Origin of the sequence: Streptomyces sp. NPDC058274 (assembly GCF_042881375.1) — a bacterium.
In the GTDB taxonomy this organism is placed as follows: Bacteria; Actinomycetota; Actinomycetes; order Streptomycetales; family Streptomycetaceae; genus Streptomyces.
In genome coordinates, this window is record NZ_JBHVXW010000016.1 from 173,874 (window position 1) to 195,122 (window position 21,249).

Consider the following 21,249-nt stretch of genomic DNA (forward strand, 5'->3'; position numbering starts at 1 on the left):
GGCCAAACGTCCAGTGTGCCGCACCGGCCGCCGATCATGTGGGGCGCGCGGTTCAGGCCTGTTCGTCGGCCAGCTCGGCGACGCCCGTGATGCGGTGCAGCGGATAGGTGCGGACCTCGTCGGCCGTGTGGTCGTACGCGGTGACGAAGCCGCCCTCGACCCGGACGGGGGCGATCACGCGCTGGGTGGCGGCGCCCTCGGCGTTGACGTAGCCGATCCACAGGGTCTCACCGGTCAGGACGGCGGCCTGCATGGTGGCGAGGGTCTCGGCCGAGCCGGTGCGCGGGAGGCCGCCGGCGCCGGTGGGGGCGGCGGCCGGGGCGGTCTTGCGCGGGGTCGTGGAGGCCAGGTCGCCGGCGCGGACGGCACGGATCGCGGCGCCGAGAAGCGTGGCGTCGGGGACCGGGGGCCCCTCCGGGACCGGCTCGGGTGCCGTGCGCGGCGGGGTGCGGCGGGCGTCGGCGCGGGTGATCAGGACGTCGCCCTCCGCGGACTCGGCGGCCGGCGCGAACCCCATCGCCCGCAGGCCTTCGAGGAGCGTCGCCGGGTCGGCCTGCGCGGCGAGGACAGTGGGGGCGAGCCGGCGCAGCCGCAGTCCTGCGGAGCGCTTGTCGGCGAGGATCTCGTTCAGCAGCGCGTCGTCGTCGCAGCGGACGTACGCCGAGGCCGCGCCGATCCGCAGATGGCCGTGCCGGCGGGCCACGTCGTCGATCAGATACGTCAGCGGCTGCGGGACCGGGGTGCGCGAGTGGGCGGCGAGGAAGGCGTGCAGGTCGGCGGCGGCCCGGCCGGCGTCGAGCGCGCGGCGCACCGACCCGGGGGTGAACCGGTACACCGTCGCGCCGCCCTTCGACTCCACGTCCGCGAGCACCCCGAGCGTGTCGGCCAGGGGCCGCCGCAGCGGGCCGGGCGCGACCGCGGTCAGGTCCGCCTGGAGCAGGACGTGGTCCAGCGGTTCGGGCAGCAGCGGCGCGAGGAGACGGGCCGCGTGGGAGGCGTCCGCGGCCCGTTCGGCGGGGGAGCGGGGGGCGCGCGGGATCTCGGCGGCCGGGTGGTGGCGCTTGGGGGCGGGGAGCTTGTCGCCGGGCCCGGACGGTTCGGTGTCCTGGGCGGCCGCGGCGGGCAGCCCGAGCAGCGCCCGGCCGTGCGAGGACAGCGCTCCCCGGCCCGTGACACCCAGCGACTCCGCCTCGGACAGGGTCCAGCGGGCGAGCCGGGTGCGCAGGTCGTCCGTCGGGACGCGGGTGCCCGGCGCCGGGGTGCCGGGCGGCTGGGTGCCGCGCAGGGGGCGCTCCCAGTGGAGGCGGGCCAGGACGGAGTCCGGGGCGGCGGAGGCGCCTTCGGGGAGCGTGCCGAGCAGGGCGAGGACGCGGTGGCGGACCTCGGGGGCGGCGGAACGGTCCAGGCCGGGGCCGAGCGCCGAGAGCGTACGGTCCTTGCCGTCCCGGCCGCCGACCAGACCCGCCGTACGGGTCGCGGCGAGCCAGGCCGCGGCGAGCCGGGCCCAGCGCTCGGCGGCGGGCCGCTCCAGCCACTCGTCGTACGCGGGCGTGGCGGAGTACCGCTCCTCGGCCTCGCCGTCGGACGCCAGCAGGCCCGCCGCGTAGGCGAGTTCGACCCAGAAGGCGGCCACCGGCTCGGTGACGTCCAGGGCCACCGCCGTCCGCTTCAGGTCCCGCACGCTCAGTCCGCCGGCGCGCATCACCGTCGGACCGCCCTCGTCCCAGTCCTTGAGCAGCTCCTCCACGGTGGCGAGCGCCGTGTAGGCCTGGCCCGCCGCGGTCGCGTCCACCATCCGCGGCCGGTGCGTCGCGGCCGGCTCGACGGCCGGCGGCAGCGGCTCCGTCTCGCGGTGCGCGCGGCCCGCCCGCAGATGGAGGGCGACCTCCCGCGGCAGTACGACCGTGCCGGGCGCCGTCGGCAGCAGCAGACCGCAGTCCAGGAGCCGGCGCAGCCGGGGCGCCGGGTCGGCGGTCACCTGGCCGTAGGGCGGGCCCCAGACGAGCCGGGACAGCACCTCCAGCGCGTCCGCGGGAACTTCGTCGAGCAGCGCCGACATCCGCGTGCGGTCCGTGAACAGCCCGGTCAGCGAGGTCACGGCCGAGACGGAGTCATGTGTGGTCGGCAGCCCGGCCGCGGCCACGATCTCCTGGATGCGGCCGGGGGACATGCCCGCCGTGGCCTCCGCGACCGTCGGGCCGAGGCCCGTCGGGGACGGGTGCTGCGGGGACGGGGCGAGCAGCTCACGGGCGGTGCGGACCAGCCGGAGCCGGTCGTCCGCGCCCCACACCAGGGCCTGCTCGCGGAGCGTGCCGAGGGCGCCCGGGAGCGCGCCGGTGACCGCCGGGTCCCGGTCGTCGCCGGCCATCAGGGCGAGAAGGTCGTCGTACGTCGCCGGTTCCGGCGCCACGGCCAGCGCCTCCGCCGTCTGCAGCACGAAGCGGTCCAGCCGTTCCAGGGCGCGGACGACGGAGGCGCGGGTGCCGGCCCGGGTGGCGAGCTGTGTGAGGTCCGTGGGGACGGGGGTGATGAGGTCGGGGCGGGCACGCAGCAGCGCGGAAAGGGAGGCGTCGTCCCGGGTGCGGAGGGATTCCGCGAGGGAACGCGGGGCCGCCCCCGCACGCTCCTTCGCCGGCTCCGCCGGGTGCTCCTCGGTGCTCATCCGGTCCACGGTAGCGGGTGCCCGCACCGCGCGGGCCGCGCCGGCGCCGCCGCGGGCGCCCGGGAACACGGCCACCGGGCGCCTTCCGTCCGGAGGTTCCCGTGCCCGTGGCCGCGGGGCGGCCGGGGGCCGCGGCGGGGCGCCGGCGTGGGGCGGTGCTGCGTATGTCGGGTATGTACGCGGTACCGTCGGGTCACGGGATGTTCAACGTGCCTGTCCCGGAGGGGACTTCGTGGGGATTGAGAGCGATCAGCTCGTCTTCGACTATCTGAGCCGGGTCGGGGACCTGGCCCAGCAGCGCCAGCTGCCGTCCGGGACGCGGATGCGCCTCGTGTCGGAGCTGCGCGGTGAGATCGACCGGCGCCGGGCGAAGACCGGCATGGACAGCCCGGCCGCCGTACGCCGCATCCTGGCCCGGCTCGGCAGCCCCGACGAGGTCGTCGCCGCCGCCGGCTCCGGCGCCCCCGGGGTGACCTCCGACCTGACGGAGACCCGGGCCGCCGTCCCCGTCCAGCGCACCCGGGAGCAGCGGACCCGGGAACCGCGGGGCCTGCGCCGTGTCGTACCGCGGCCGCGCCCCGCCGAAGCCGAACCCGCCGAGGCCTCCCGCGACGTACCTTCTCCGCCGCACCTCGCCTCCGCGCAGGAGCTGGGCGACAGCGCCACGCAGCCGGACTGGTGGCGAGTCGACAGCAGCCCGTTCGGGCCGGGGGAGAGCGTGCCGGGGTTCGTCGGCGGTGTGGAGATCCCCGAGATACTCAAGCCTCCGCCGGAACGGCGGGACCCCGAGGGCGCGGACGAGCACCAGGACAAGGACGCGGTCCCGGCACCCCGGGCGCCGGCGCCCGCCGACGACGTCGTGGAGGCGGTGCCCACGCGGCGCCGCCGGCTCCCCCGCCTCAGCGGCTGGAGCAACCCGCTCCTGCTGCTCGCCGCCGCCCTCCTCGTCGCCGGCGCGATCCTCGGCAGCTGGATTGCCCTCGGCCTCGGCTGGCTGATCGCGTACTCGTCCCGCCGGCTGACCCCCGCCGAGTCGAAGTGGGCGGTCCTGGTCCTGCCGGGCCTGGTGGCCACCGCCGGTGTCGTCTGGCTCTGGGGCCGGACCAACGGCCGGTGGGGCGACCCCGTCACCGACGGCCACCTGAGCGACGCCATCACCGAGACCTGGCCCTGGGTGGTCCGCGGCGCCGCCGTCGCCTCCGCGCTCTACCTGGCCTGGCGCTCCCAGCGCCGCCGGTGAAGCGGCCGGCCGACGAGGTCGGCCGTTGGGCGCGGATGGCGGATGGCGGATGGCGGGTGGCGGGTGGCCGGGGGCCGTCGCGGGGCGCGTTCGCAGGGCGCCGTTCGCCGGTCGCAGGGCGCCGGGGGCGGATGCCGGTCGTTGGTAGCCGGACGCCGGACGCCGGACGCCGGACGCCGGACGCCGGACGCCGGACGCCGGACGCCGGACGCAGGGCGCCGGACGCCGGGCGCAGGGCGCCGGGGCAGATGCCGGTCGTCAGTAGCCGGACACCGGGCAGCCCGGAGGCGGTCACGGGGCACTGGGCACAATGGCCCATATGACTTCGCGCGCGCTGACCGTCGGCTTCGACCTCGACATGACCCTGATCGACTCCCGCCCCGGTATCCACGCCTGCTACCGGGCGCTTTCCGCGCGCACCGGGGTGGCCATCGACTGCGATCTGGTCGTCACGCGGCTCGGGCCGCCGCTGGAGGAGGAGCTCGTCAACTGGTTCCCGGCGGAGCAGGTCGCCGCCGTGGCCGACGTCTACCGTGAGATGTACCCCACACACGCCATCACCGGCACGCTCGCGCTGCCCGGCGCCCGCGAGGCCGTCGAGGCCGTGCACGCGGCGGGCGGCCGCGCGGTCGTCGTCACCGCCAAGTGGGAGCCCAACGCGAAGCTGCACCTGGAACATCTGCGCATCGACGCCGACGCGGTCGTCGGCAACCTGTGGGCCGAGCGCAAGGCGGAGGCGCTGCGCGAGTACGGCGCGAGCGTCTACGTCGGCGACCACACCGGCGACGTCCGCGGCGCCCGTACCGCGGACGCGTACTCGGTCGCCGTGGCCACCGGCCCCTGCGACGCGGCGGAGCTGCGCGCGGCGGGCGCGGACGTCGTCCTCACGGACCTGACGGAGTTCCCGGACTGGCTGACGGCCCACACGGCCCGCTGAGCCCACCCGGGACCGCCCGGCCACGACGCCGAGCCCACCCGGGAACGCCCCGGGGACCGCCCGGCTACGACCCCGAGGCGCGGGCCCGGCGGCGACCCGCGGTGACGGACTGGAACACCCCCGCCCCGGCCATCAGGAAGCCGACGCCCATCAGCATGCTCAAGCCGAACATGTACGTCGGAAAGGGCGTCGTGTCGAGGAGCAGCGGTGCCACGGTGACCAGAGTGGCCACGGCTCCGATGAAGAAGACAATGGCACCGGCACGGATCAGCCAGTCCCCGGCTTCTGCGGAATTCGGTTGGGTTTTGTCACGCACCCGACCAGGGTAGTTCCCAGCGCGAAGGAACAATCCGGCGACGTCTTGTCACCAGCCCCCGGACCATTAGCCTTGGTACCGGCGGGTCCGACGACCCGCTGTAGTGCTATCCAGAGCAGTTTCCGGGCAGTTGCCGACGCGGTTGTCCCAGCAGTTTTCCGAGCAGTTCCCGACGAGTACGAGGACGAGGACAGACGTGCCTACCGGCAAGGTCAAGTGGTTCAACAGCGAGAAGGGCTTCGGCTTTCTCTCCCGCGACGACGGCGGCGACGTCTTCGTTCATTCCTCGGTCCTGCCCGCCGGAGTCGAAGTTCTCAAGCCCGGCCAGCGGGTGGAGTTCGGTGTCGTCGCGGGCCAGCGCGGTGACCAGGCACTCTCGGTGACCATCCTGGACCCGACCCCGTCGGTGGCGGCCGCGCAGCGCCGTAAACCCGATGAACTCGCTTCCATCGTCCAGGATCTGACGACCCTTCTCGAAAACATCACGCCGATGCTGGAGAAGGGCCGCTACCCCGACAAGGCCTCCGGTCACCAGATCGCGGGTCTGTTGCGCGCGGTTGCCGACCAGCTCGACGTATAGCCGCCGTAGTTCGCCGACCGCCATTTCCCGCCAATGAGTACCGCCGGCCCCACCCGTTCACGGCGGCATCAAGCGTCGTTCTACGGGAAGTTCAGCGCGTCCGGGCCGAGGGGCGGTACCAGCCCCTCGGCCGCCGCGCGGGTGAGCAGCCCGCGGACGGCGGCATAGCCGTCCTCGCCCAGGTCGGCCGTGAACTCGTTGACGTACAGGCCGATGTGCTGGTCCGCGACCGCCGGGTCCATTTCCTGGGCGTGCTCCAGGACATAGGCGCGGGAGGCCTCCGGGTCGTCCCAGGCGGCGCGGACCGAGGCGCGCGCCGACTCGGCGAGCCGCTCCAGCCGCTCCGCGCCCAGCGACCGCTTGGCGATGATCGCGCCCAGCGGGATCGGCAGACCCGTCGTCCGCTCCCAGTGCTCGCCCATGTCCGCGAGCTTGTGCAGACCGTAGTTCTGGTACGTGAAACGGGCCTCGTGGATGACCAGTCCCGCGTCGACCTTCCCGTCCCGTACGGCCGGCATGATCTCGTGGAACGGCATGACGACGATCTCGCCGACCCCGCCGGGCACCGTGTCCGCCGCCCAGAGCCGGAAGAGCAGATAGGCCGTCGACCGCTCGCTCGGCACGGCGACCGTGCGGCCGGTGAGGTCCGCAGCGGGCTCCCGGGTCAGCACCAGCGGGCCGCAGCCCCGGCCCAGCGCTCCGCCGCACGGCAGCAGCGCGTACGCGTCGAGGACGTACGGCAGCACGGCGTACGACACCTTCAGCACGTCGAACTCGCCGCGCTCGGCCATGCCGTTGGTGATGTCGATGTCCGCGAAGGTCACGTCGAGCTCGGGCGCGTCCGGGACGCGGCCGTGGGCCCAGGCGTCGAACACGAAGGTGTCGTTGGGACAGGGCGAGTAGGCGATCCGCAGGGGGCCGGCGGGGGTGGACGCGGTGGGTTCAGCGGGTGCGGTCATGTGGGTTCCAACTCTCCAGGACGGGCGCGAGCTTCCCGAACGCCTCGGTGAGTGCCGCCAGGGCATCGCCGATGCGCCAGGCGGCACGGTCGCGCGGGCCGACGGGGTTGGAGACCGCGCGCAGCTCCACGACGGGCACGCCGTGCGCCGCGGCCGCCTCCGCGACGGCGAACCCCTCCATCGCCTCGGCGAGGGCCCGGGGGTGGCGCAGCCGCAGCTCGGCGGCGCGCGCGGCCGTCCCGGTGACGGTGGAGACGGTCAGGACGGTTCCGGTACGCGCTCCGGTGGCCGCCGCGAGTTCTCGTACGAGTGTTTCCGGCGGACGGTGACTGACGGCCCCGAAGCCCAGCTCGGTGACCGGGACGAACCCGTCCGCAGTGTCCGCCCCCAGGTCCGCCACCGTGATCTCGTCGGCGACGACGAGCGAGCCGACGGGCGCGTCCGGCTGGAAACCGCCGGCGATGCCCGCGGAGACGACGAGGTCGTACGGCGTGCCGCCGAGCGCGGCCGCGGTGAGCGCGGTGGCCGTGCACGCGGCCGCGAGGGCGGGGCCGACACCGGCGGCCAGCAGGTCGTGGCCCCGGACCCGGTGGAGCGGCGGGGTCCGTCCGGGGAGCGGGACCTCATGAACGGCGGACGCGAACGCCCGGGCCACCGCGTCCCGCTCGGCGGGTACCGCGGTGGCCACCAGAACACGTACGGCGGCCGTGTCCGGGAATGCTTCGGCAGACGTGATCAGGAATCCTTCTTGAGCTTGAAGGTCCACAGGCCGGTGATCTTCTGCTCGGTGCCCTGCCTGACGGAGACGAGCGTCGAGTTGCCGCTCGCGCCGTACTGGGCGTTGAAGAACACGCTGCCGGGGATCGTGCGGTATGTCTTCTTGCTGGAGTCGGTCAGCGCCTGACCGTTCATCAGGATCGTCCAGCCCTTGTCGGCGACGTCGGGGTCCACACCGAACCGCACGGTCTCGTCGGGGTCGACCTTGAGGGACTTGATGTCCTTGGCCTTGAGGCACTTCGCCAGGTCGGCGGTGGGCACCGCCTTGCCGTCGTCGTAGCAGTCGGTCTCGGAGCTCACCGAGTTCTTGCCCACCGTGATCGTGGCCAGCGGCGTCGGCTTGTCACAGGCGGACAGGGTGAGAAGTCCGGCGGAAACGGCGCCGATGACGGCAACGGCGCGGCGGCGGCGCGCAAGGCGGTGTCCATTAGCGGCTCTGCCGCGGGGCAGGGAGGTCATGGCCGAAGGCTATCGGGCAGGTCCACCGCTCCCCCCACGTGGGGTGCGGCGTGGCGGCCCGCGCGGGCGGGCCGCCGTTCGTGCGCCGGGAGCAGGACGTCAGGTCACGCGCGTCCGGGCCGGTCCGCCGTGGCGGGCCGTGCTGAGCAGCCCCCGCACGGTGGTGAGCCAGCCGAGGGCGACGATCCCGGCCGCCACGGAGAGACCGAGCGTGCCGTTCAGCGGCAGCGCTATGCCGACGCCGCCGCCGATCACCCACGCCACCTGCAGCAATGTCTCCGAGCGGGCGAAGGCGGACGTACGGACCAGCTCCGGCACGTCGCGCTGGATCAGCGCGTCCAGGGACAGCTTGGCGAGCGCCTGCGCGAACCCGGCCACCGCGGCCAGACAGGCCACCAGGACCGCCCCGAAGAACACGGCCGCGGTGACAGCCGCGCCCAGCACGAACGCGACGACCGTCACGATGATGATCTCGGGAGCGCGGGATTTCAGCCAAGCGCCGACCGCCGTGCCCAGCGCGTTGCCCGCGCCCGCCGACACGCCCACTATCCCGAGGGAGACCGCCGCGCTCTCGCCGGTCAGCGGATGCTCGCGCAGCAGGAAGGCGAGGAAGAAGATCAGGAAGCCGGACAGGCAGCGCAGCGCCGCGTTGGCGGCGAGGGCGTGCGTCACGGCCGTACCGACCGTACGCAGCCCCGGGCGCGGCACCTTCTTCAGATGCGGCCCGTGCAGATGCTCCTCGTCCGCGGCGAGCAGCGCCTTGTCCTCGCCCTTGGCCGAGTCGACCTTGGACGGCAGCGAGAACGACAGGAACATGCCCGCCACGAAGATCACGAAGGCGCCGTAGAGCGGCCAGCGCGCCCCGAGCGCCTGGAGACCCGCGCCGATCGGCGCGGCCACCCCCGTGGCCAGCAGCCCGCCGAGCGTCACCCGGGAGTTCGCCTTCACCAGCGAGAAGCGGGGCGGCAGCAGCCGGGGCACCACGGCGCTTCTGACCACCCCGTACGCCTTGGACGCGACGAGCACTCCGAGCGCGGCCGGATACAGCTCGATGCCGCCGCTCACCACCGCGCCCGAGAGCAGCAGCGCGAGCAGTGCCCGGGCGAGCATCGCGCCCGCCATGGCCGCGCGGCGGCCGTGCGGCAGGCGGTCCAGGAGCGGGCCGATCACCGGCGCGAGCAGGGTGAACGGCGCCATCGTGATGGCCAGGTAGAGGGCGACGCGGCCGCGGGCCTCGTCGGTCGGGACCGAGAAGAACACCGTCGAGGCGAGCGCGACGGTGATCATGACGTCGCCCGCGCCGTTCACCGCGTGCAGTTCGATGAGCTTGCCGAGTCCGGACTCGCCCGCGCCGTGCGCGTGCGTCGCCTTGCGGATTCCGCGTGCCGTCCCCGTCACCGGGAAGTGCAGGGCACGGCCGACCGCGCGGACGGACCCGCTCATCCGGGCCGATCCGCCACCTCGGCTGCTCCCCTTGGCCCCACCGATGCCGGTGGATCCGTGGGACGACCTCGCGGCTGCCACTCCGTCATAGTGCCCCGAGAAGGGCGAACGTAGTGCCGTTACCGCGCGTATGGAGCTGTACGGAGGTGTGGCGGGGCGGCGTCCACGGGGCCGATCCGCCGGCCGGCAGGCGGTTGTACGGGCGGCTGGTGCGGAGGCGGCGCGGGGGCGGTCGGGTGGGCGGACCGGGCGGGCGGCGGCCGTCCGACGGGCGGACGGATGGGCCAAAACGCCCGTCGCGAGCGGCGCGGAGCCAACCTGGCCGCACGCCGGTGTGGGCCCAGGCGCCGGGAGAAGGTAGCGTGCGTAGCGCGCCTGCGGCGGTTGTTCTCGGCCGCGCGCCTCTCGGCCATCCCGCAGAATGGATGGCGTAGGTGCGCCCGAGCGCGATCGGGCGCGGACGTCGACGCGGTCCTTTGGTCCGCTCCGTCCGCACCTCCGCCGAGTACTGGCGCACCCGTGAGACGGCGTAGGAGAGAAGCGATACCTGTGAGCGCAGCGACAACGCGAAGCCGCACCCCTGACCGCTTGTGCGCCGAGGCCGTCGACCTCGCCCGTGCCGCCGCCGAGGAGGCCGCCGCACCCGGCGTCGTCGGTGAGCACGTGGGGCTGGTCTCCGAAGGAGACCGCGTTGTCACGCACTTCTTCGAGTGCAAGGAGCCGGGATACCGCGGGTGGCGCTGGGCGTCGACCGTGGCCCGGGCCTCCCGCGCGAAGGTCGTCACCCTCGACGAGACCGTGCTGCTGCCCGGCTCCGACTCGCTGCTCGCGCCCGAGTGGGTGCCGTGGAGCGAGCGGCTGCGGCCCGGTGACATGGGTCCCGGCGATCTGCTGCCGACCGACGCGGACGATCTGCGGCTCGAGCCCGGTTACTCCGGCGAGGACGAGCCGGCGCCGAACTCCGCCGTGTCCGAGGAGATGGCCGAGCTGGTCGAGGCGGAGGACGCGGAGGTGGCGGGCGGGGCGCCCGCGACGCTGCCGGTCGTGCCGTCCCGCGGGTCGATCGCCTCCGTGGCCGAGGAACTCGGTCTGCGCCGCGCCCGGGTGCTGTCCCGGTACGGGCTGCACACCGCGGCCGACCGGTGGGAAGAGGCGAACGGGCCCAAGACCGCGATGGCGCAGGCCGCGCCCGCGGCGTGCGTCAGCTGCGGCTTCCTGTTGCGGGTCGGGGGGTCGCTCGGGCAGGCGTTCGGTATCTGTGCGAATGAGTTCTCGCCTGCGGACGGTCGTGTGGTGTCGTTGGCCTACGGGTGTGGGGGGCACTCGGAGGCCGCGGTCATGCCGAAGCCTCCGCGGCCGGCTCCGCCGGTGATCGACGAGACCCGGGTGGACCCGTTCCCGCTCCGCCCCTCCCCGGACTCGGGGTCGGTACCGGCGTCTGCCGACGAGTCTTCGGCGGAGCTGGGCCACTCTTAGCCGGTGGGGGCCTTTCGCTGGCGGGGGCGCCTTCCGCTGGCGGGGGCGCCTTGAGCGGGGGCGGTTCGCTTTGTGCCGGGGTGTCGGTCGGTCTGTGCCGGTGGTGGGTGGTTCGCCTGGCGCCGGGGGGTGGGTCGGGTCCGTGCCGGTACATCCGCCCGTCGCCCTACCGGCTGTGCTGTCTTCTGGGGGCGCTCGGTTGGCTCTTCTCGCGCATGGCGACGGGCATTTGATGTACCGGCACGGCCCCTTCGGTGCGTGGGCGACTGCGGGTGCGTGGGGGTTGCGGGCCAGGGTGGCCCGCCGTCGCTGTCTTGCGCTGCGGGCTGCGGCGGCAACTGTCTTTGCTGCGGGCTGCGGGCACGGGGTGGCGGCGAAGCCGCATGGCTGCGGCGGCGGGCACCCCGGGGGGCGGCGGAGCGGCGTTAGCTGCGGGGCAGCGGGCACGCGGTGGGGCCGGCCGTACGGTCATAGCTGCGGGCATGCGTGCCGCTAGGGGCGGCACGGGTGGGCGCAGCGGCAACCCGTAGGCGCCGGGCTCGCCGACCCACCCTCACGCCAGCACCCACGCCGGGTGCCCATGCGGGTAGGGGAGTTTGCCCACCCGGGCGGCACCCTGCAAGCGCCGGGGTCCCCGGCACACCCCCGCGCCGGCACCAGGGAAGGGTGCTCAGGCGGGTAGGGGACCGGGCCCGCCCGGGTGGTACCTCGTAGGCGCCGGGCTCGGCGGTCCGCCCCCGCGCCGGCACCAGCGCAGGGTGCCCAGGCAGGTAGGGGAATGGGCGCCGGTGGGGGATGGGGGCGCGCGCGGTACCTTCGTGCGGCGGCCCGCCCTGCGCTCGCGGCGGCGCCACACCAGAGGGAGAGTGAACCGTGAGCAAGTTCGTGCGGCCGGCAGCCGAGGGCGCGGACCCGTTCGGAACGGCCCGTCTGCGCCGCGGGGTGCTGGACGCCTGGGCCACCAGCCCGGCCCGCTTCCGCGAGGACGCCAACGCCGAGGAAGACCTCGTACTCGGCGGCTACCGGGACAGACTCGTCGTAGAGCTCGCTCAGAACGCCGCGGACGCGGCGGCCCGCGCCGGGGTACCGGGCCGGCTCCGGCTCACCCTCCGCGACGGAGTCCTCGCCGCGGCCAACACCGGCGCCCCCCTCGACGCGACCGGCGTCGAGTCGCTCTCCACGCTCCGCGCCTCCGCCAAGCGCGACGCGGACGACACGGCCGTGGGCCGCTTCGGCGTCGGCTTCGCCGCCGTACTCTCCGTGACCGACGAGCCCGCCGTCCTCGGCCGTCACGGCGGAGTCCGCTGGTCCCTCGCCGAGGCGCGGGAGCTGGCGGGCGACACGGCCCGGCACAGCCCGGGACTCGGGGACGAGATCCGGCGCCGCGACGGCCATGTGCCCCTGCTCAGGCTCCCGTTCGCCGCCGAGGGCAGCGCTCCGGACCCGTACGACACCGTCGTGGTCCTGCCGCTGCGGGACGCCGCCGCGGAGGATCTCGCCGAGCGGCTGCTCCAGGGCATCGACGACGCGCTGCTGCTCGCGCTGCCCGGGCTCGAAGAGGTCGTCGTCGAGATCGGGGACGGCGAGGTCCGCACGCTGCGGCGCGGTGCCGACGACGACGGCGTCGTCGTCGAGGACTCCCGCGACGGCACCACCCGCTGGCGTACCGTCTCCCGCCACGGCCCCCTGGACGCCGTACTCCTCGCCGACCGCCCGGTCGAGGAGCGGCTGCGCCCGCACTGGTCGGTGACCTGGGCCGTGCCCGTCGACTCCGACGGTGCCCCGGCCCGCCCCCGCACCAGCCCCGTCGTGCACGCGCCCACGCCCAGCGACGAGCCGCTCGGCGTGCCCGCGCTGCTCATCGCCTCCCTCCCGCTCGACACCACCCGGCGGCACGCCGCTCCCGGGCCGCTGACCGGCTACCTCGTGGAGCGCGCGGCGGACGCGTACGCCGAACTCCTCGCCGCCTGGCGCCCGGTGGGCCCGGGGATCATCGGCCTGGTGCCCGGCCCGCTCGGCAAGGGCGAGCTGGACGGCGCGCTGCGGCAGGCGATCCTGGACCGGCTGCCGCGTACCGCCTTCCTGCCGCCGGCGGTGGAGCAGAGCGGCCCCGCGGCCCCGGCCGACTGGGCGGAGCCCGGCGACGAGGAGACGGTGGACCTGCCCGTCGCGCTGCGGCCCCGGGACGCCGAGATCGTCGAGGGCGCCGGTGACGAGACCGTCCGGGTGCTCGCCGAGGTGCTGCCCAGCCTGCTGCCCGCCGGGCTCGAACGCCGGGTGGAACTGCGCACGTTGGGCGTCGCCCGGGTGCCGCTCACCGAGGCCGTGGACCGGCTGGCGGGCCTGGAGAAGGAGCCCGGCTGGTGGCAGCGGCTCTACGACAGCCTCGCGGGCGTCGACCCGGACCGGCTGTCGGGGCTGCCCGTGCCGCTCGCGGACGGGCGTACGACCATCGGGCCGCGCCAGGTCCTGCTGCCGACCGCCGACGGCCCCCAGGCCGCCCCCGAGGCGCTCGCCCGGCTCGGTCTCAAGGTCGCCCACCCGGACGCCGCGCACCCGCTGCTGGAGAAGCTCGGCGCGCTGCCCGCGACGCCTCGCGCCGTCCTCACCACCCCCCAGGTCCGGACCGCCGTCGCCGCCTCGCTGGACGACGACGGCGGCTGGGACCAGGAGGGCCCGGACGCCGAGGAACTCGCCGAGACCGTGCTCGCGCTCGTCCGTGACGCCGGCCTCGAAGCGGGCGACGAGCCCTGGCTCGGTGCGCTCGCGCTGCCCGACGAGGACGGCGAACTCGCGCCCGCCGGTGAACTGGTGCTCCCCGGCAGCCCCTTCGCACAGGTCATGCGGGAGGGTGAACTCGCCTTCGTGGACGCCGAGTTCGCCGACCGCTGGGGCGAGCAGCCGCTGGCCGCCTGCGGTGTGCTCGCCACCTTCGCCCTCGTCCGGACCACCGACGTGGTCCTCGACCCGGACGAACTGGAGCCGCGCGACACCGACTTCGCCGAGCCGGACGACGCGGGTCTGCTGGACGCCGTCGACGTGTGGTGCGAGGACGTCCTCGACCAGCTGCCGGACACCCCGGTGCCGCCCGTCGCCACCGAGATCGTCGCCGTACGGGATCTGGACCTCGTGGACGACGAGCGGTGGCCGCAGGCGCTGGCGCTGCTGTCCCAGCCGCCGCTGCGGGACGCGCTCACCCAGCCCGTGCGGATCCTGCTGCCCGACGGCACCCATGGGATCGTCCGGCCGTACACCGCCTGGTGGCTGCGCGGTCACCCCGTGCTCGACGGACGCCGTCCGGCGGGTCTGCGTGCGGCGGGCGGCGATCCGCTGCTGCACGGTCTGTACGACGAGGCCGACGCGAGCGGGTTCGACGACGAGCAGGTGCTGCGGGCCCTGGGGGTCCGCACCTCCGTCGCCGCCCTCCTCGACGAGCCCGGCGGCGCGGCCGAGCTCCTGGACCGGCTCGCCGACCCGCAACGGCAGGTCTCCGCCGCCCAACTGCACGCCCTCTACGGTGCATTGGCCGACCTCGACCCCGAGAAGGTCACCCTGCCGGACGACCTGCGGGCCGTGCTGGACGGCCGGGTGAGCGTCGTGGACGCGGCCGACGCCGTGGTCGTCGACTCGCCCGACCTGCTGCCCTTCACCGGCGGCATGCCACTGCTTCCCGTACGGCCGGCCCGGGCCGCCGATCTCGCCGAGCTGTTCCAGGTACGGCGGCTGAGCGAGTCGGTGACCGGCGAGGTGACGTCCGAGGGCGTCGAGCACGAAGTGCCCGATTCCGTACGGGTGTTGCTGGGCCCCTCGACCCCCACGACGTACGTCGAGCACGAGGAGCTCGTCGTCGACGGCACCGAACTCGACTGGCGCCGCACCCGCGACGGCGTACTCCACGCATCCACCCTGGAGGGCGTCGCAGCCGCCCTCGCCTGGTCCGCCGCCCAGTGGCCCCGCCGCTTCGAGGTCGCCGCCCTCCTCGAAGACCCGTCCCGCACGGAGGAACTGGAGCGGGACCGCTGGTTCGACTGAGGCCGACCCGCACGACAGGGCCGCCCCACCGGTGAGATTCCGGTGGGGCGGCCCTTTTCCGGCTATCCCCAGATGTGTGCGTACATCGCTGCATACCGCGTGTACATCAGCCCCAGTTCTCGCGGATCGTCCCGCACGTCCAGGAATTCGAGAACGAGAGTGCATAGCTGTTCCACGGCCTGCTGATGCTGGTCCGGGGTCAGGTGGTCCGGGTTCTTCCAGCCCCCGACCTTGATATCGGGGAACAGGTCCAGGAGGACGAGCTTGTGCCAGTAGAAGCTGTTGCACTCGCCCCTGCGGACGACCAGCCACTCGGTGAACCCGCGCAGCAGCCCGCCCGACCTCCCGACATCGATCCCCGTGAGGAACATGACAGTCGAGTGGTAGTTGCCGTTCAGGCCGTAGCTCTCAGGATGTTCACCCATCTTCTCGATGAGCTGCTTGTCGTTCACTCGTCCCCTTTGGAACCCGAAGTCGATCGTGTCTGTGCCCATCTTGCTCGGTACTCGGCGATGGTCTCGACGATCGCGTTCTTCGCCGGAGCTGTCCCGACGGATGTGACCTTCGTCATACGCGCACAAAAACTTCACCCCTCGTACAACCATCCGTCCCCCTGGTGGATCTGATCACCGGAGTCAACAGACTCACGACCCACTTGGGCCCCACGTGACGACTGCCGTCGGGGTCCCTTCTCCCAATGGGGAATGCATGCGCATACGAGCCACCGTGGCCGCCGTCACCGGCGCCCTGGCCCTCTCCGCCTTCGCTGTTCCGGCCGCGCAGGCCGATGAGACCCCCGCCGCCGGCGCCCTCGCCGCGAAGGCCTCGCCGTTCGGCGCCGTGAAGCCGATGGACGAGAACGTCGGTGACACCAAGATCACGAGCGTCTCCGTCAACGGCGGCAAGGACGTTGTCGTCGGCACCAGCGCCAAGAAGACCTTCACCATCGCCGTGACGGCGACCGACCCGTCGGGCATCCAGGACGGCTACGCCTTCCTGTGGCACGGCACCGACCTGGACTCCGAGAACGGCGTCGACGGCGCCATCGTGCCGGACGCGGACAGCGGAACCTGCACCACCGTGAACGCGACCACCGCGACCTGCAAGGTCACCGTCGTCGCCGACCCGAACGAGAACATCTACGGCAACATCCTGGCCGGTACCTGGAAGGTGTACGCCGCTGCCCAGGGTGTCGACGCGGACTACGTGATCAAGGACGCCTACAAGACCGCCAAGGTCCAGCGCTTCTCCAAGCTCACCGTCAACGCCTCCCCCGAGCCGGTCAAGAAGGGCAAGACCATCACGGTCACCGGTGCCCTGACCCGCGCCAACTGGGACACCCTCAAGTACGCGGGCTACACCAGCCAGGGCGTGCAGCTGCAGTTCAAGAAGAAGGGCAGCAGCACGTACACGACCGTCAAGACGGTCACGTCCGGCACGGGCGGCGCCCTGAAGACGACCGTCAAGGCCTCCGTCGACGGCTACTTCCGCTACAGCTTCGCGGGCACCTCGACCACCCCGGCCGTCAACGCCGCGGGTGACCTCGTCGACGTGCAGTAGGAGCGCGGGACACCGGGCGGGCAGTCGTACTCCCCGCCCGGTTCACGCGGGAAAGCGGCGGTCGACCAGTCTCCACAGGAGCTCCAGGACGGCCGCCGCCACCGCCGCGATGGCCACCGCGATCCACGGCATCACCGAGCCCACCAGCTTCAGTGCGAAGAAGTGCTGGAGCCACGGCACGACGAGCACGAGCAGGAACGCGCCCGCCATCGCCGCCACCAGGCAGACCCGCCACCAGGTGTACGGCCGGGCGATGATCGCGAGCACCCACATGGAGATCAGGAAGAGCGTCAGCGTCGCGGCGCTGGTCTCCGCGTCCAGGGCGCCCGGCCCGCTGTAGTAGTGACGGGCCATCAGGTAGGTGACGAAGGTGGCCACCCCGGCGAGGACCCCGCCCGGGATCGAGTACCGCATGACCCGCCGTACGAAGTTCGGCCGCGCGCGCTCCTTGTTGGGGGCGAGGGCGAGGAAGAAGGCCGGGACACCGATCGTCAGGGTCGAGAGCAGGGTCAAGTGGCGCGGCAGGAACGGGTATTCCACCTGCCAGCAGGCCACGAGCACCGCGAGCAGCACCGAGTAGACGGTCTTGACCAGGAACAGGGTCGCGACCCGGGTGATGTTGCCGATCACCCGGCGGCCCTCCGCGACGACCGAGGGCAGCGTCGCGAAGCTGTTGTCGAGCAGCACGATCTGCGCCACGGCCCGGGTCGCCTCCGACCCCGAGCCCATGCTGACGCCGATGTCGGCGTCCTTCAGGGCGAGTACGTCGTTCACGCCGTCGCCCGTCATCGCGACCGTGTGGCCGTTCGACTGGAGCGCGCCCACCATGTCCCGCTTCTGCTGCGGGGTGACGCGCCCGAACACCGTGCCCTCGTCCAGGGCCTTGGCCATGGCCTCCTGTTCCGCGGGGAGCCCGCGCGCGTCCACGGTCTCGCCGCTGAGCCCCAGCTTGGCGGCCACCGCGCCGACGGAGACCGCGTTGTCGCCGGAGATCACCTTGGCCCGTACGTTCTGCTCGTCGAAGTACCGCAGGGTGTCCGCCGCGTCGGGGCGCAGCCGCTGCTCCAGGACGACCAGCGCGGTGGGCCGGGCCCCCTCGGTGACCGCGGGGTCGTCGAGGTCCTTGGCGACCCCGGCGAGCAGCAGGACCCGCAGCCCCTGTTCGTTCAGCCGCTCGGTCTCGGCGAGCGCCGGGTCCCCGGCGGGCAGCAGCACATCAGGGGCACCGAGCAGCCACGCGCTCGTCTCGCCGTCACCCTCGCTGAACGCCGCCCCGCTGTACTTGCGGGCGGAGGAGAAGGGCAGCGACTGGGTGCAGCGCCACTCCTCGCTGTCCGGGAAGGCGGCGATGATCGCCTGGAGGGAGGCGTTGGGGCGCGGGTCGGACTCGCCGAGGGCGCCGAGGACCCGGCGTATGTACGTCTCGTCGCCGCCGTCGAGAGGGCGCAGTTCGGTGACGTCCATGCCGCCCTCGGTGAGCGTGCCCGTCTTGTCGAGGCAGACGGTGTCGACGCGGGCGAGCCCCTCGATCGCCGGCAGCTCCTGGACGAGGCACTGCTTGCGGCCGAGGCGGATCACTCCGATCGCGAAGGCGACCGAGGTCAGCAGGACCAGCCCCTCCGGGACCATCGGCACGATCCCGCCGACCGTCCGCGCGATGGAGTCCTTCAGCCCGTGCTGCTTGACCACCAGTTGGCTGATGCCCAGGCCGATCGCGGTCGGGATCATCATCCACGTCACGTATTTGAGGATCGTGGAGATACCGGTCCGCAGCTCGGAGTGGACGAGGGTGAAGCGGGACGCCTCCTCGGCCAGCTGCGCCGCGTACGCCTCCCGGCCCACCTTCGTCGCCGCGAACGCGCCGCCGCCCGCCACCACGAAGCTGCCCGACATCACCTCGTCCCCAGCGTGCTTGAGCACCGGGTCGGCCTCGCCGGTGAGCAGTGACTCGTCGATCTCCAGGCCGTCGGCCTCGACGCACGAGCCGTCGACCACGATCTTGTCGCCGGGGCCGATCTCGATCAGGTCGCCCAGCACGATCTCCGAGGTGCTGATCCCGGCGGCCCGCCCGTCCCGGCGGACCGTCGGCTTCGCCTCACCGATCACCGCGAGGGAGTCCAGGGTCTTCTTGGCCCGCCACTCCTGGATGATGCCGATGCCGGTGTTGGCGATGATCACGTATCCGAAGAGGCTGTCCTGGAACGGCGCCACGCACAGCATGATCACCCAGAGCGCACCGATGATCGCGTTGAACCGGGTGAAGACGTTGGCGCGGACGATCTCCGTCATGGAGCGGCTGCTGCGCACGGGGACGTCGTTCACCTCACCGCGCGCGACCCGTTCGGCCACCTCGGCGGCGGTCAGCCCCCGGGCGCGCCCGGGCAGGGCCACGGGATGCACAGGGTCGAGTTCGGCGCCCGCGTCGATGTGCGTCATGCATCCGACGGTACGTGCGGATATACGGCTTCACCTGCCGAGTGCCCCAAAGATCCGACCAGGGGAGGACGGGCCTCGTGCCGTGGTCGTACGCGGGCGTCCGGCTACTCCGTGGAGGTCCTGGCCGCCGCGTCCCGCTTGATCGCCGCGTCGCGCCCGCGGACGTACCAGATGCCGATCAGTCCGAGCCCCGCGCCGGCCAGGCACGTCCATACCCACCAGGTGTGCCCGTGGTCGTCGAACCAGCCGTAGAAGGGGAGCTGCACCAGGAAGAGGACGAACCAGAGGATCGTGCCGCCGGTGATGGTGGCGACGACGGGCCCCTCCAGGGGCTCCGGCGCCTCGTGCTTGGGGGTCCACTTCGCCATGGGCACAGCTTACGAGGGTGCCGGCTGGGCGCGGTCGGGGCCGTACCTCGCACGACAGCGGAACCTCCCGTTCCCCCGTATACCCGGTGTCTACGCGCGGAGATAGCGATTTCGACCTCATATGTTCATACTGAAACGGCCTGCGTCTGGCTCTTTCTGTTCGTACGAAACACCAACGGACATCTAGCAGAAACCTGTTGGTGATCATCGGAGGGCCAGACTCGATCACGTTCTCAGCCGCGCGCCGTCCTCGCCCGGCGCCCGCACCGGCCCCCAAGGCCCCGCACGTATGAGGTCTCGCATGCCCACCTCGGCCACCACGGCCCCCGCCCCGGAGAAGCAGCCGTCGCCGCGCCCCGCCGGGAGCGCCCTCGACCGCTACTTCAAGATCTCCGAGCGGGGCTCGACCCTGAGCCGGGAGGTGCGCGGCGGATTCGCCACCTTCTTCGCGATGGCCTACATCATCGTGCTGAACCCGATCATCCTCGGCAGCGCCAAGGACATGTACGGGCACCACCTGGACAACGGCCAGCTGGTCACCGCGACCGCTCTGACCGCCGCCTTCACCACGCTGCTCATGGGCGTCATCGGCAATGTGCCGATCGCGCTGGCCGCCGGACTCGGCGTCAACACGGTCGTCGCCCTCCAGCTCGCGCCCCGGATGTCGTGGCCGGACGCCATGGGCATGGTGGTCCTCGCCGGCGTCATCGTGATGCTGCTGGTCGCCACCGGGCTGCGGGAGCGGGTCATGAGCGCCGTGCCGCTGGGCCTGCGCAAGGGCATCTCGATCGGCATCGGCCTGTTCATCATGCTGATCGGTCTGGTCGACTCCGGCTTCGTCTCGCGCATCCCGGACGTCGCGGAGACCACCGTGCCGCTCCAGCTCGGTGCCGACGGCCACCTCAACGGCTGGCCCGTCCTGGTCTTCGTCCTCGGCGCGCTGCTCACCCTCGCGCTGATCGTGCGCAAGGTGTCCGGCGCGATCCTCATCTCGATCGTCGCCATGACCGTCCTCGCGGTGGTCGTCAACGCCGTCGCCAAGGTGCCGTCCTGGGGCCTGACCACCCCGAAGTGGCCCGGCAACCCGGTCGCCACCCCGGACTTCGGTCTGATCGGCAAGGTCAGCCTCTTCGGCGGCTTCGACAAGGTCGGCGCACTGACCGGCGTGCTGTTCGTCTTCACCGTGCTGCTGTCGTGCTTCTTCGACGCGATGGGCACGATCATGGGTGTCAGCGACGAGGCCAAGCTGACCGACGCCGAGGGCAACATGCCCGGCATCAACAAGGTCCTCTTCGTCGACGGCATCGCGGTCGCCGCGGGCGGCGCCAGCTCCTCCTCGGCCACCACCTGCTTCGTGGAGTCCACGGCCGGCGTCGGCGAGGGCGCGCGCACCGGCTTCGCGAACGTCGTCACCGGCGCGCTGTTCGCCGTGGCGCTCTTCCTGACCCCCGTCGCCACCATGGTCCCGTCACAGGCGGCGACCCCGGCACTGCTCGCGGTCGGCTTCCTGATCCTGTCCCACTCGATCAAGGACATCGACTGGGCCGACTACACGATCGCGGTCCCGGCCTTCGTGACGATGATGATGATGCCGTTCACCTACTCGATCACGAACGGCATCGGCATGGGCTTCATCACCTTCGTGGTGCTGCGCCTGGCGGCCGGCCGCGCCCGGGAGGTCCCGCTCGCGATGTACATCGTGGCGGCGGTCTTCGGCTTCTACTACCTGATGCCGGCGCTCGGGCTGACCTGATCCCGCATCGGGCCCCGTCCCCGTCCCCGGTCACGTGAGCCCGCGGGCTCACGTGACCCCGTAGAACTTCTCCGTCTCTTCGACCGCGGTCTGGAACCGCTCGTCGAAGTCATCCCGAATGAGCGTCCGGACGACATAGTCCTGGACGCTCATTCCTCTTCTGGCGGCGTGGTGTCGGAGCCGGTTGAGCAGCTCCCCGTCTATCCGCAGGCTGAGCACGCTGGTCCCCATGGAGTCGAGGGTCGCCGGAC

At 73.0% G+C, this 21,249-nt stretch carries 17 protein-coding genes; 7 read left to right on the forward strand and 10 right to left on the reverse strand.

Annotated elements, in window-relative coordinates; all coding sequences use genetic code 11:
* Positions 1–52 precede the first annotated feature (52 nt).
* The gene (locus ACFVYF_RS27595; RefSeq protein WP_389459588.1) at positions 53–2,662 is read right to left on the reverse strand and encodes a helicase C-terminal domain-containing protein; all 2,610 of its coding nucleotides are present in this window, start codon (positions 2,660–2,662) and stop codon (positions 53–55) included.
* 232 nt (positions 2,663–2,894) lie between these two features.
* On the opposite strand from ACFVYF_RS27595, the gene ACFVYF_RS27600 reads away from it, so the two are divergent.
* Both ACFVYF_RS27600 and ACFVYF_RS27605 read left to right on the forward strand, forming a co-directional pair.
* Positions 2,895–3,902: a hypothetical protein gene (locus tag ACFVYF_RS27600; RefSeq protein WP_389459590.1), complete on the forward strand. Its 1,008-nt coding sequence runs from the start codon at positions 2,895–2,897 to the stop codon at positions 3,900–3,902.
* 319 nt (positions 3,903–4,221) lie between these two features.
* Complete coding sequence (locus tag ACFVYF_RS27605; RefSeq protein ID WP_389459591.1) at positions 4,222–4,839, forward strand: HAD family hydrolase; 618 nt, start codon at positions 4,222–4,224, stop codon at positions 4,837–4,839.
* 64 nt (positions 4,840–4,903) lie between these two features.
* On the opposite strand, the gene ACFVYF_RS27610 is transcribed toward ACFVYF_RS27605, so the two are convergent.
* A complete protein-coding gene (locus ACFVYF_RS27610) occupies positions 4,904–5,155 on the reverse strand; it encodes a hypothetical protein (RefSeq protein WP_383277040.1) in 252 nt (83 codons plus the stop codon).
* 196 nt (positions 5,156–5,351) lie between these two features.
* On the opposite strand from ACFVYF_RS27610, the gene ACFVYF_RS27615 reads away from it, so the two are divergent.
* Positions 5,352–5,735 carry a cold-shock protein gene (locus ACFVYF_RS27615; protein WP_383277043.1) on the forward strand — a complete coding sequence of 128 codons (384 nt, stop codon included), beginning with the start codon at positions 5,352–5,354 and terminating at the stop codon, positions 5,733–5,735.
* 80 nt (positions 5,736–5,815) lie between these two features.
* On the opposite strand, the gene ACFVYF_RS27620 is transcribed toward ACFVYF_RS27615, so the two are convergent.
* The 4 genes from ACFVYF_RS27620 to ACFVYF_RS27635 all read right to left on the reverse strand — a co-directional run bounded on the left by ACFVYF_RS27620 (position 5,816) and on the right by ACFVYF_RS27635 (position 9,454).
* Complete coding sequence (locus ACFVYF_RS27620; RefSeq protein ID WP_389459594.1) at positions 5,816–6,694, reverse strand: 1,4-dihydroxy-6-naphthoate synthase; 879 nt, start codon at positions 6,692–6,694, stop codon at positions 5,816–5,818.
* Positions 6,678–7,382: a futalosine hydrolase gene (locus tag ACFVYF_RS27625; RefSeq protein ID WP_389459596.1), complete on the reverse strand. Its 705-nt coding sequence runs from the start codon at positions 7,380–7,382 to the stop codon at positions 6,678–6,680. The genes ACFVYF_RS27620 and ACFVYF_RS27625 overlap by 17 nt, the downstream gene beginning before the upstream one ends.
* Before the next feature lie 47 nt (positions 7,383–7,429).
* A complete protein-coding gene (locus tag ACFVYF_RS27630) occupies positions 7,430–7,930 on the reverse strand; it encodes a DUF2771 domain-containing protein (RefSeq protein WP_389459598.1) in 501 nt (166 codons plus the stop codon).
* A 99-nt stretch (positions 7,931–8,029) separates the two neighbouring features.
* Positions 8,030–9,454: an MFS transporter gene (locus ACFVYF_RS27635; RefSeq protein WP_389459600.1), complete on the reverse strand. Its 1,425-nt coding sequence runs from the start codon at positions 9,452–9,454 to the stop codon at positions 8,030–8,032.
* Positions 9,455–9,922: 468 nt separating this feature from the next.
* Here ACFVYF_RS27635 and ACFVYF_RS27640 point away from each other — a divergent pair, with 468 nt between their 5' ends.
* Together ACFVYF_RS27640 and ACFVYF_RS27645 are read left to right on the forward strand one after the other, a co-directional pair.
* Positions 9,923–10,849: a DUF3027 domain-containing protein gene (locus ACFVYF_RS27640; RefSeq protein ID WP_389459601.1), complete on the forward strand. Its 927-nt coding sequence runs from the start codon at positions 9,923–9,925 to the stop codon at positions 10,847–10,849.
* A gap of 873 nt (positions 10,850–11,722) precedes the next feature.
* Positions 11,723–14,881, forward strand: coding sequence for a sacsin N-terminal ATP-binding-like domain-containing protein (locus ACFVYF_RS27645; RefSeq protein WP_389459603.1), 3,159 nt, complete (start codon positions 11,723–11,725; stop codon positions 14,879–14,881).
* Positions 14,882–14,943: 62 nt separating this feature from the next.
* Here the strand turns inward: ACFVYF_RS27645 and ACFVYF_RS27650 are convergent, their stop codons facing one another.
* Positions 14,944–15,333 (reverse strand): hypothetical protein, encoded by a 390-nt coding sequence (locus tag ACFVYF_RS27650; RefSeq protein WP_389459604.1) that lies wholly within the window; start codon positions 15,331–15,333, stop codon positions 14,944–14,946.
* 256 nt (positions 15,334–15,589) lie between these two features.
* Here ACFVYF_RS27650 and ACFVYF_RS27655 point away from each other — a divergent pair, with 256 nt between their 5' ends.
* Positions 15,590–16,441, forward strand: coding sequence for a DUF5707 domain-containing protein (locus tag ACFVYF_RS27655; RefSeq protein WP_389459606.1), 852 nt, complete (start codon positions 15,590–15,592; stop codon positions 16,439–16,441).
* Between the two features lie 42 nt (positions 16,442–16,483).
* Here the strand turns inward: ACFVYF_RS27655 and ACFVYF_RS27660 are convergent, their stop codons facing one another.
* On the reverse strand, positions 16,484–18,877 hold the full coding sequence (locus tag ACFVYF_RS27660) for an HAD-IC family P-type ATPase (protein WP_389459607.1): 2,394 nt from the start codon (positions 18,875–18,877) through the stop codon (positions 16,484–16,486).
* A gap of 104 nt (positions 18,878–18,981) precedes the next feature.
* Complete coding sequence (locus ACFVYF_RS27665) at positions 18,982–19,245, reverse strand: DUF2530 domain-containing protein (protein WP_389459609.1); 264 nt, start codon at positions 19,243–19,245, stop codon at positions 18,982–18,984.
* A 301-nt stretch (positions 19,246–19,546) separates the two neighbouring features.
* Here ACFVYF_RS27665 and ACFVYF_RS27670 point away from each other — a divergent pair, with 301 nt between their 5' ends.
* Positions 19,547–20,998, forward strand: coding sequence for an NCS2 family permease (locus ACFVYF_RS27670; RefSeq protein WP_389459611.1), 1,452 nt, complete (start codon positions 19,547–19,549; stop codon positions 20,996–20,998).
* A 48-nt stretch (positions 20,999–21,046) separates the two neighbouring features.
* Here the strand turns inward: ACFVYF_RS27670 and ACFVYF_RS27675 are convergent, their stop codons facing one another.
* Positions 21,047–21,229, reverse strand: coding sequence for a ribbon-helix-helix protein, CopG family (locus ACFVYF_RS27675; protein WP_389459613.1), 183 nt, complete (start codon positions 21,227–21,229; stop codon positions 21,047–21,049).
* Positions 21,230–21,249: the final 20 nt, after the last annotated feature.

What these genes read in the sequence shown, in the direction of transcription:
- ACFVYF_RS27630 (WP_389459598.1), bottom strand. Translation starts at nt 7,930, where the DNA reads ATGACCTCCCTGCCCCGCGGCAGAGCCGCTAATGGACACCGCCTTGCG.
- ACFVYF_RS27675 (WP_389459613.1), bottom strand. Translation starts at nt 21,229, where the DNA reads ATGGGGACCAGCGTGCTCAGCCTGCGGATAGACGGGGAGCTGCTCAAC.
- ACFVYF_RS27670 (WP_389459611.1), top strand. Translation starts at nt 19,547, where the DNA reads ATGCCCACCTCGGCCACCACGGCCCCCGCCCCGGAGAAGCAGCCGTCG.
- ACFVYF_RS27605 (WP_389459591.1), top strand. Translation starts at nt 4,222, where the DNA reads ATGACTTCGCGCGCGCTGACCGTCGGCTTCGACCTCGACATGACCCTG.
- ACFVYF_RS27620 (WP_389459594.1), bottom strand. Translation starts at nt 6,694, where the DNA reads ATGACCGCACCCGCTGAACCCACCGCGTCCACCCCCGCCGGCCCCCTG.
- ACFVYF_RS27660 (WP_389459607.1), bottom strand. Translation starts at nt 18,877, where the DNA reads ATGACGCACATCGACGCGGGCGCCGAACTCGACCCTGTGCATCCCGTG.
- ACFVYF_RS27595 (WP_389459588.1), bottom strand. Translation starts at nt 2,662, where the DNA reads ATGAGCACCGAGGAGCACCCGGCGGAGCCGGCGAAGGAGCGTGCGGGG.
- ACFVYF_RS27665 (WP_389459609.1), bottom strand. Translation starts at nt 19,245, where the DNA reads ATGGCGAAGTGGACCCCCAAGCACGAGGCGCCGGAGCCCCTGGAGGGG.
- ACFVYF_RS27655 (WP_389459606.1), top strand. Translation starts at nt 15,590, where the DNA reads ATGCGCATACGAGCCACCGTGGCCGCCGTCACCGGCGCCCTGGCCCTC.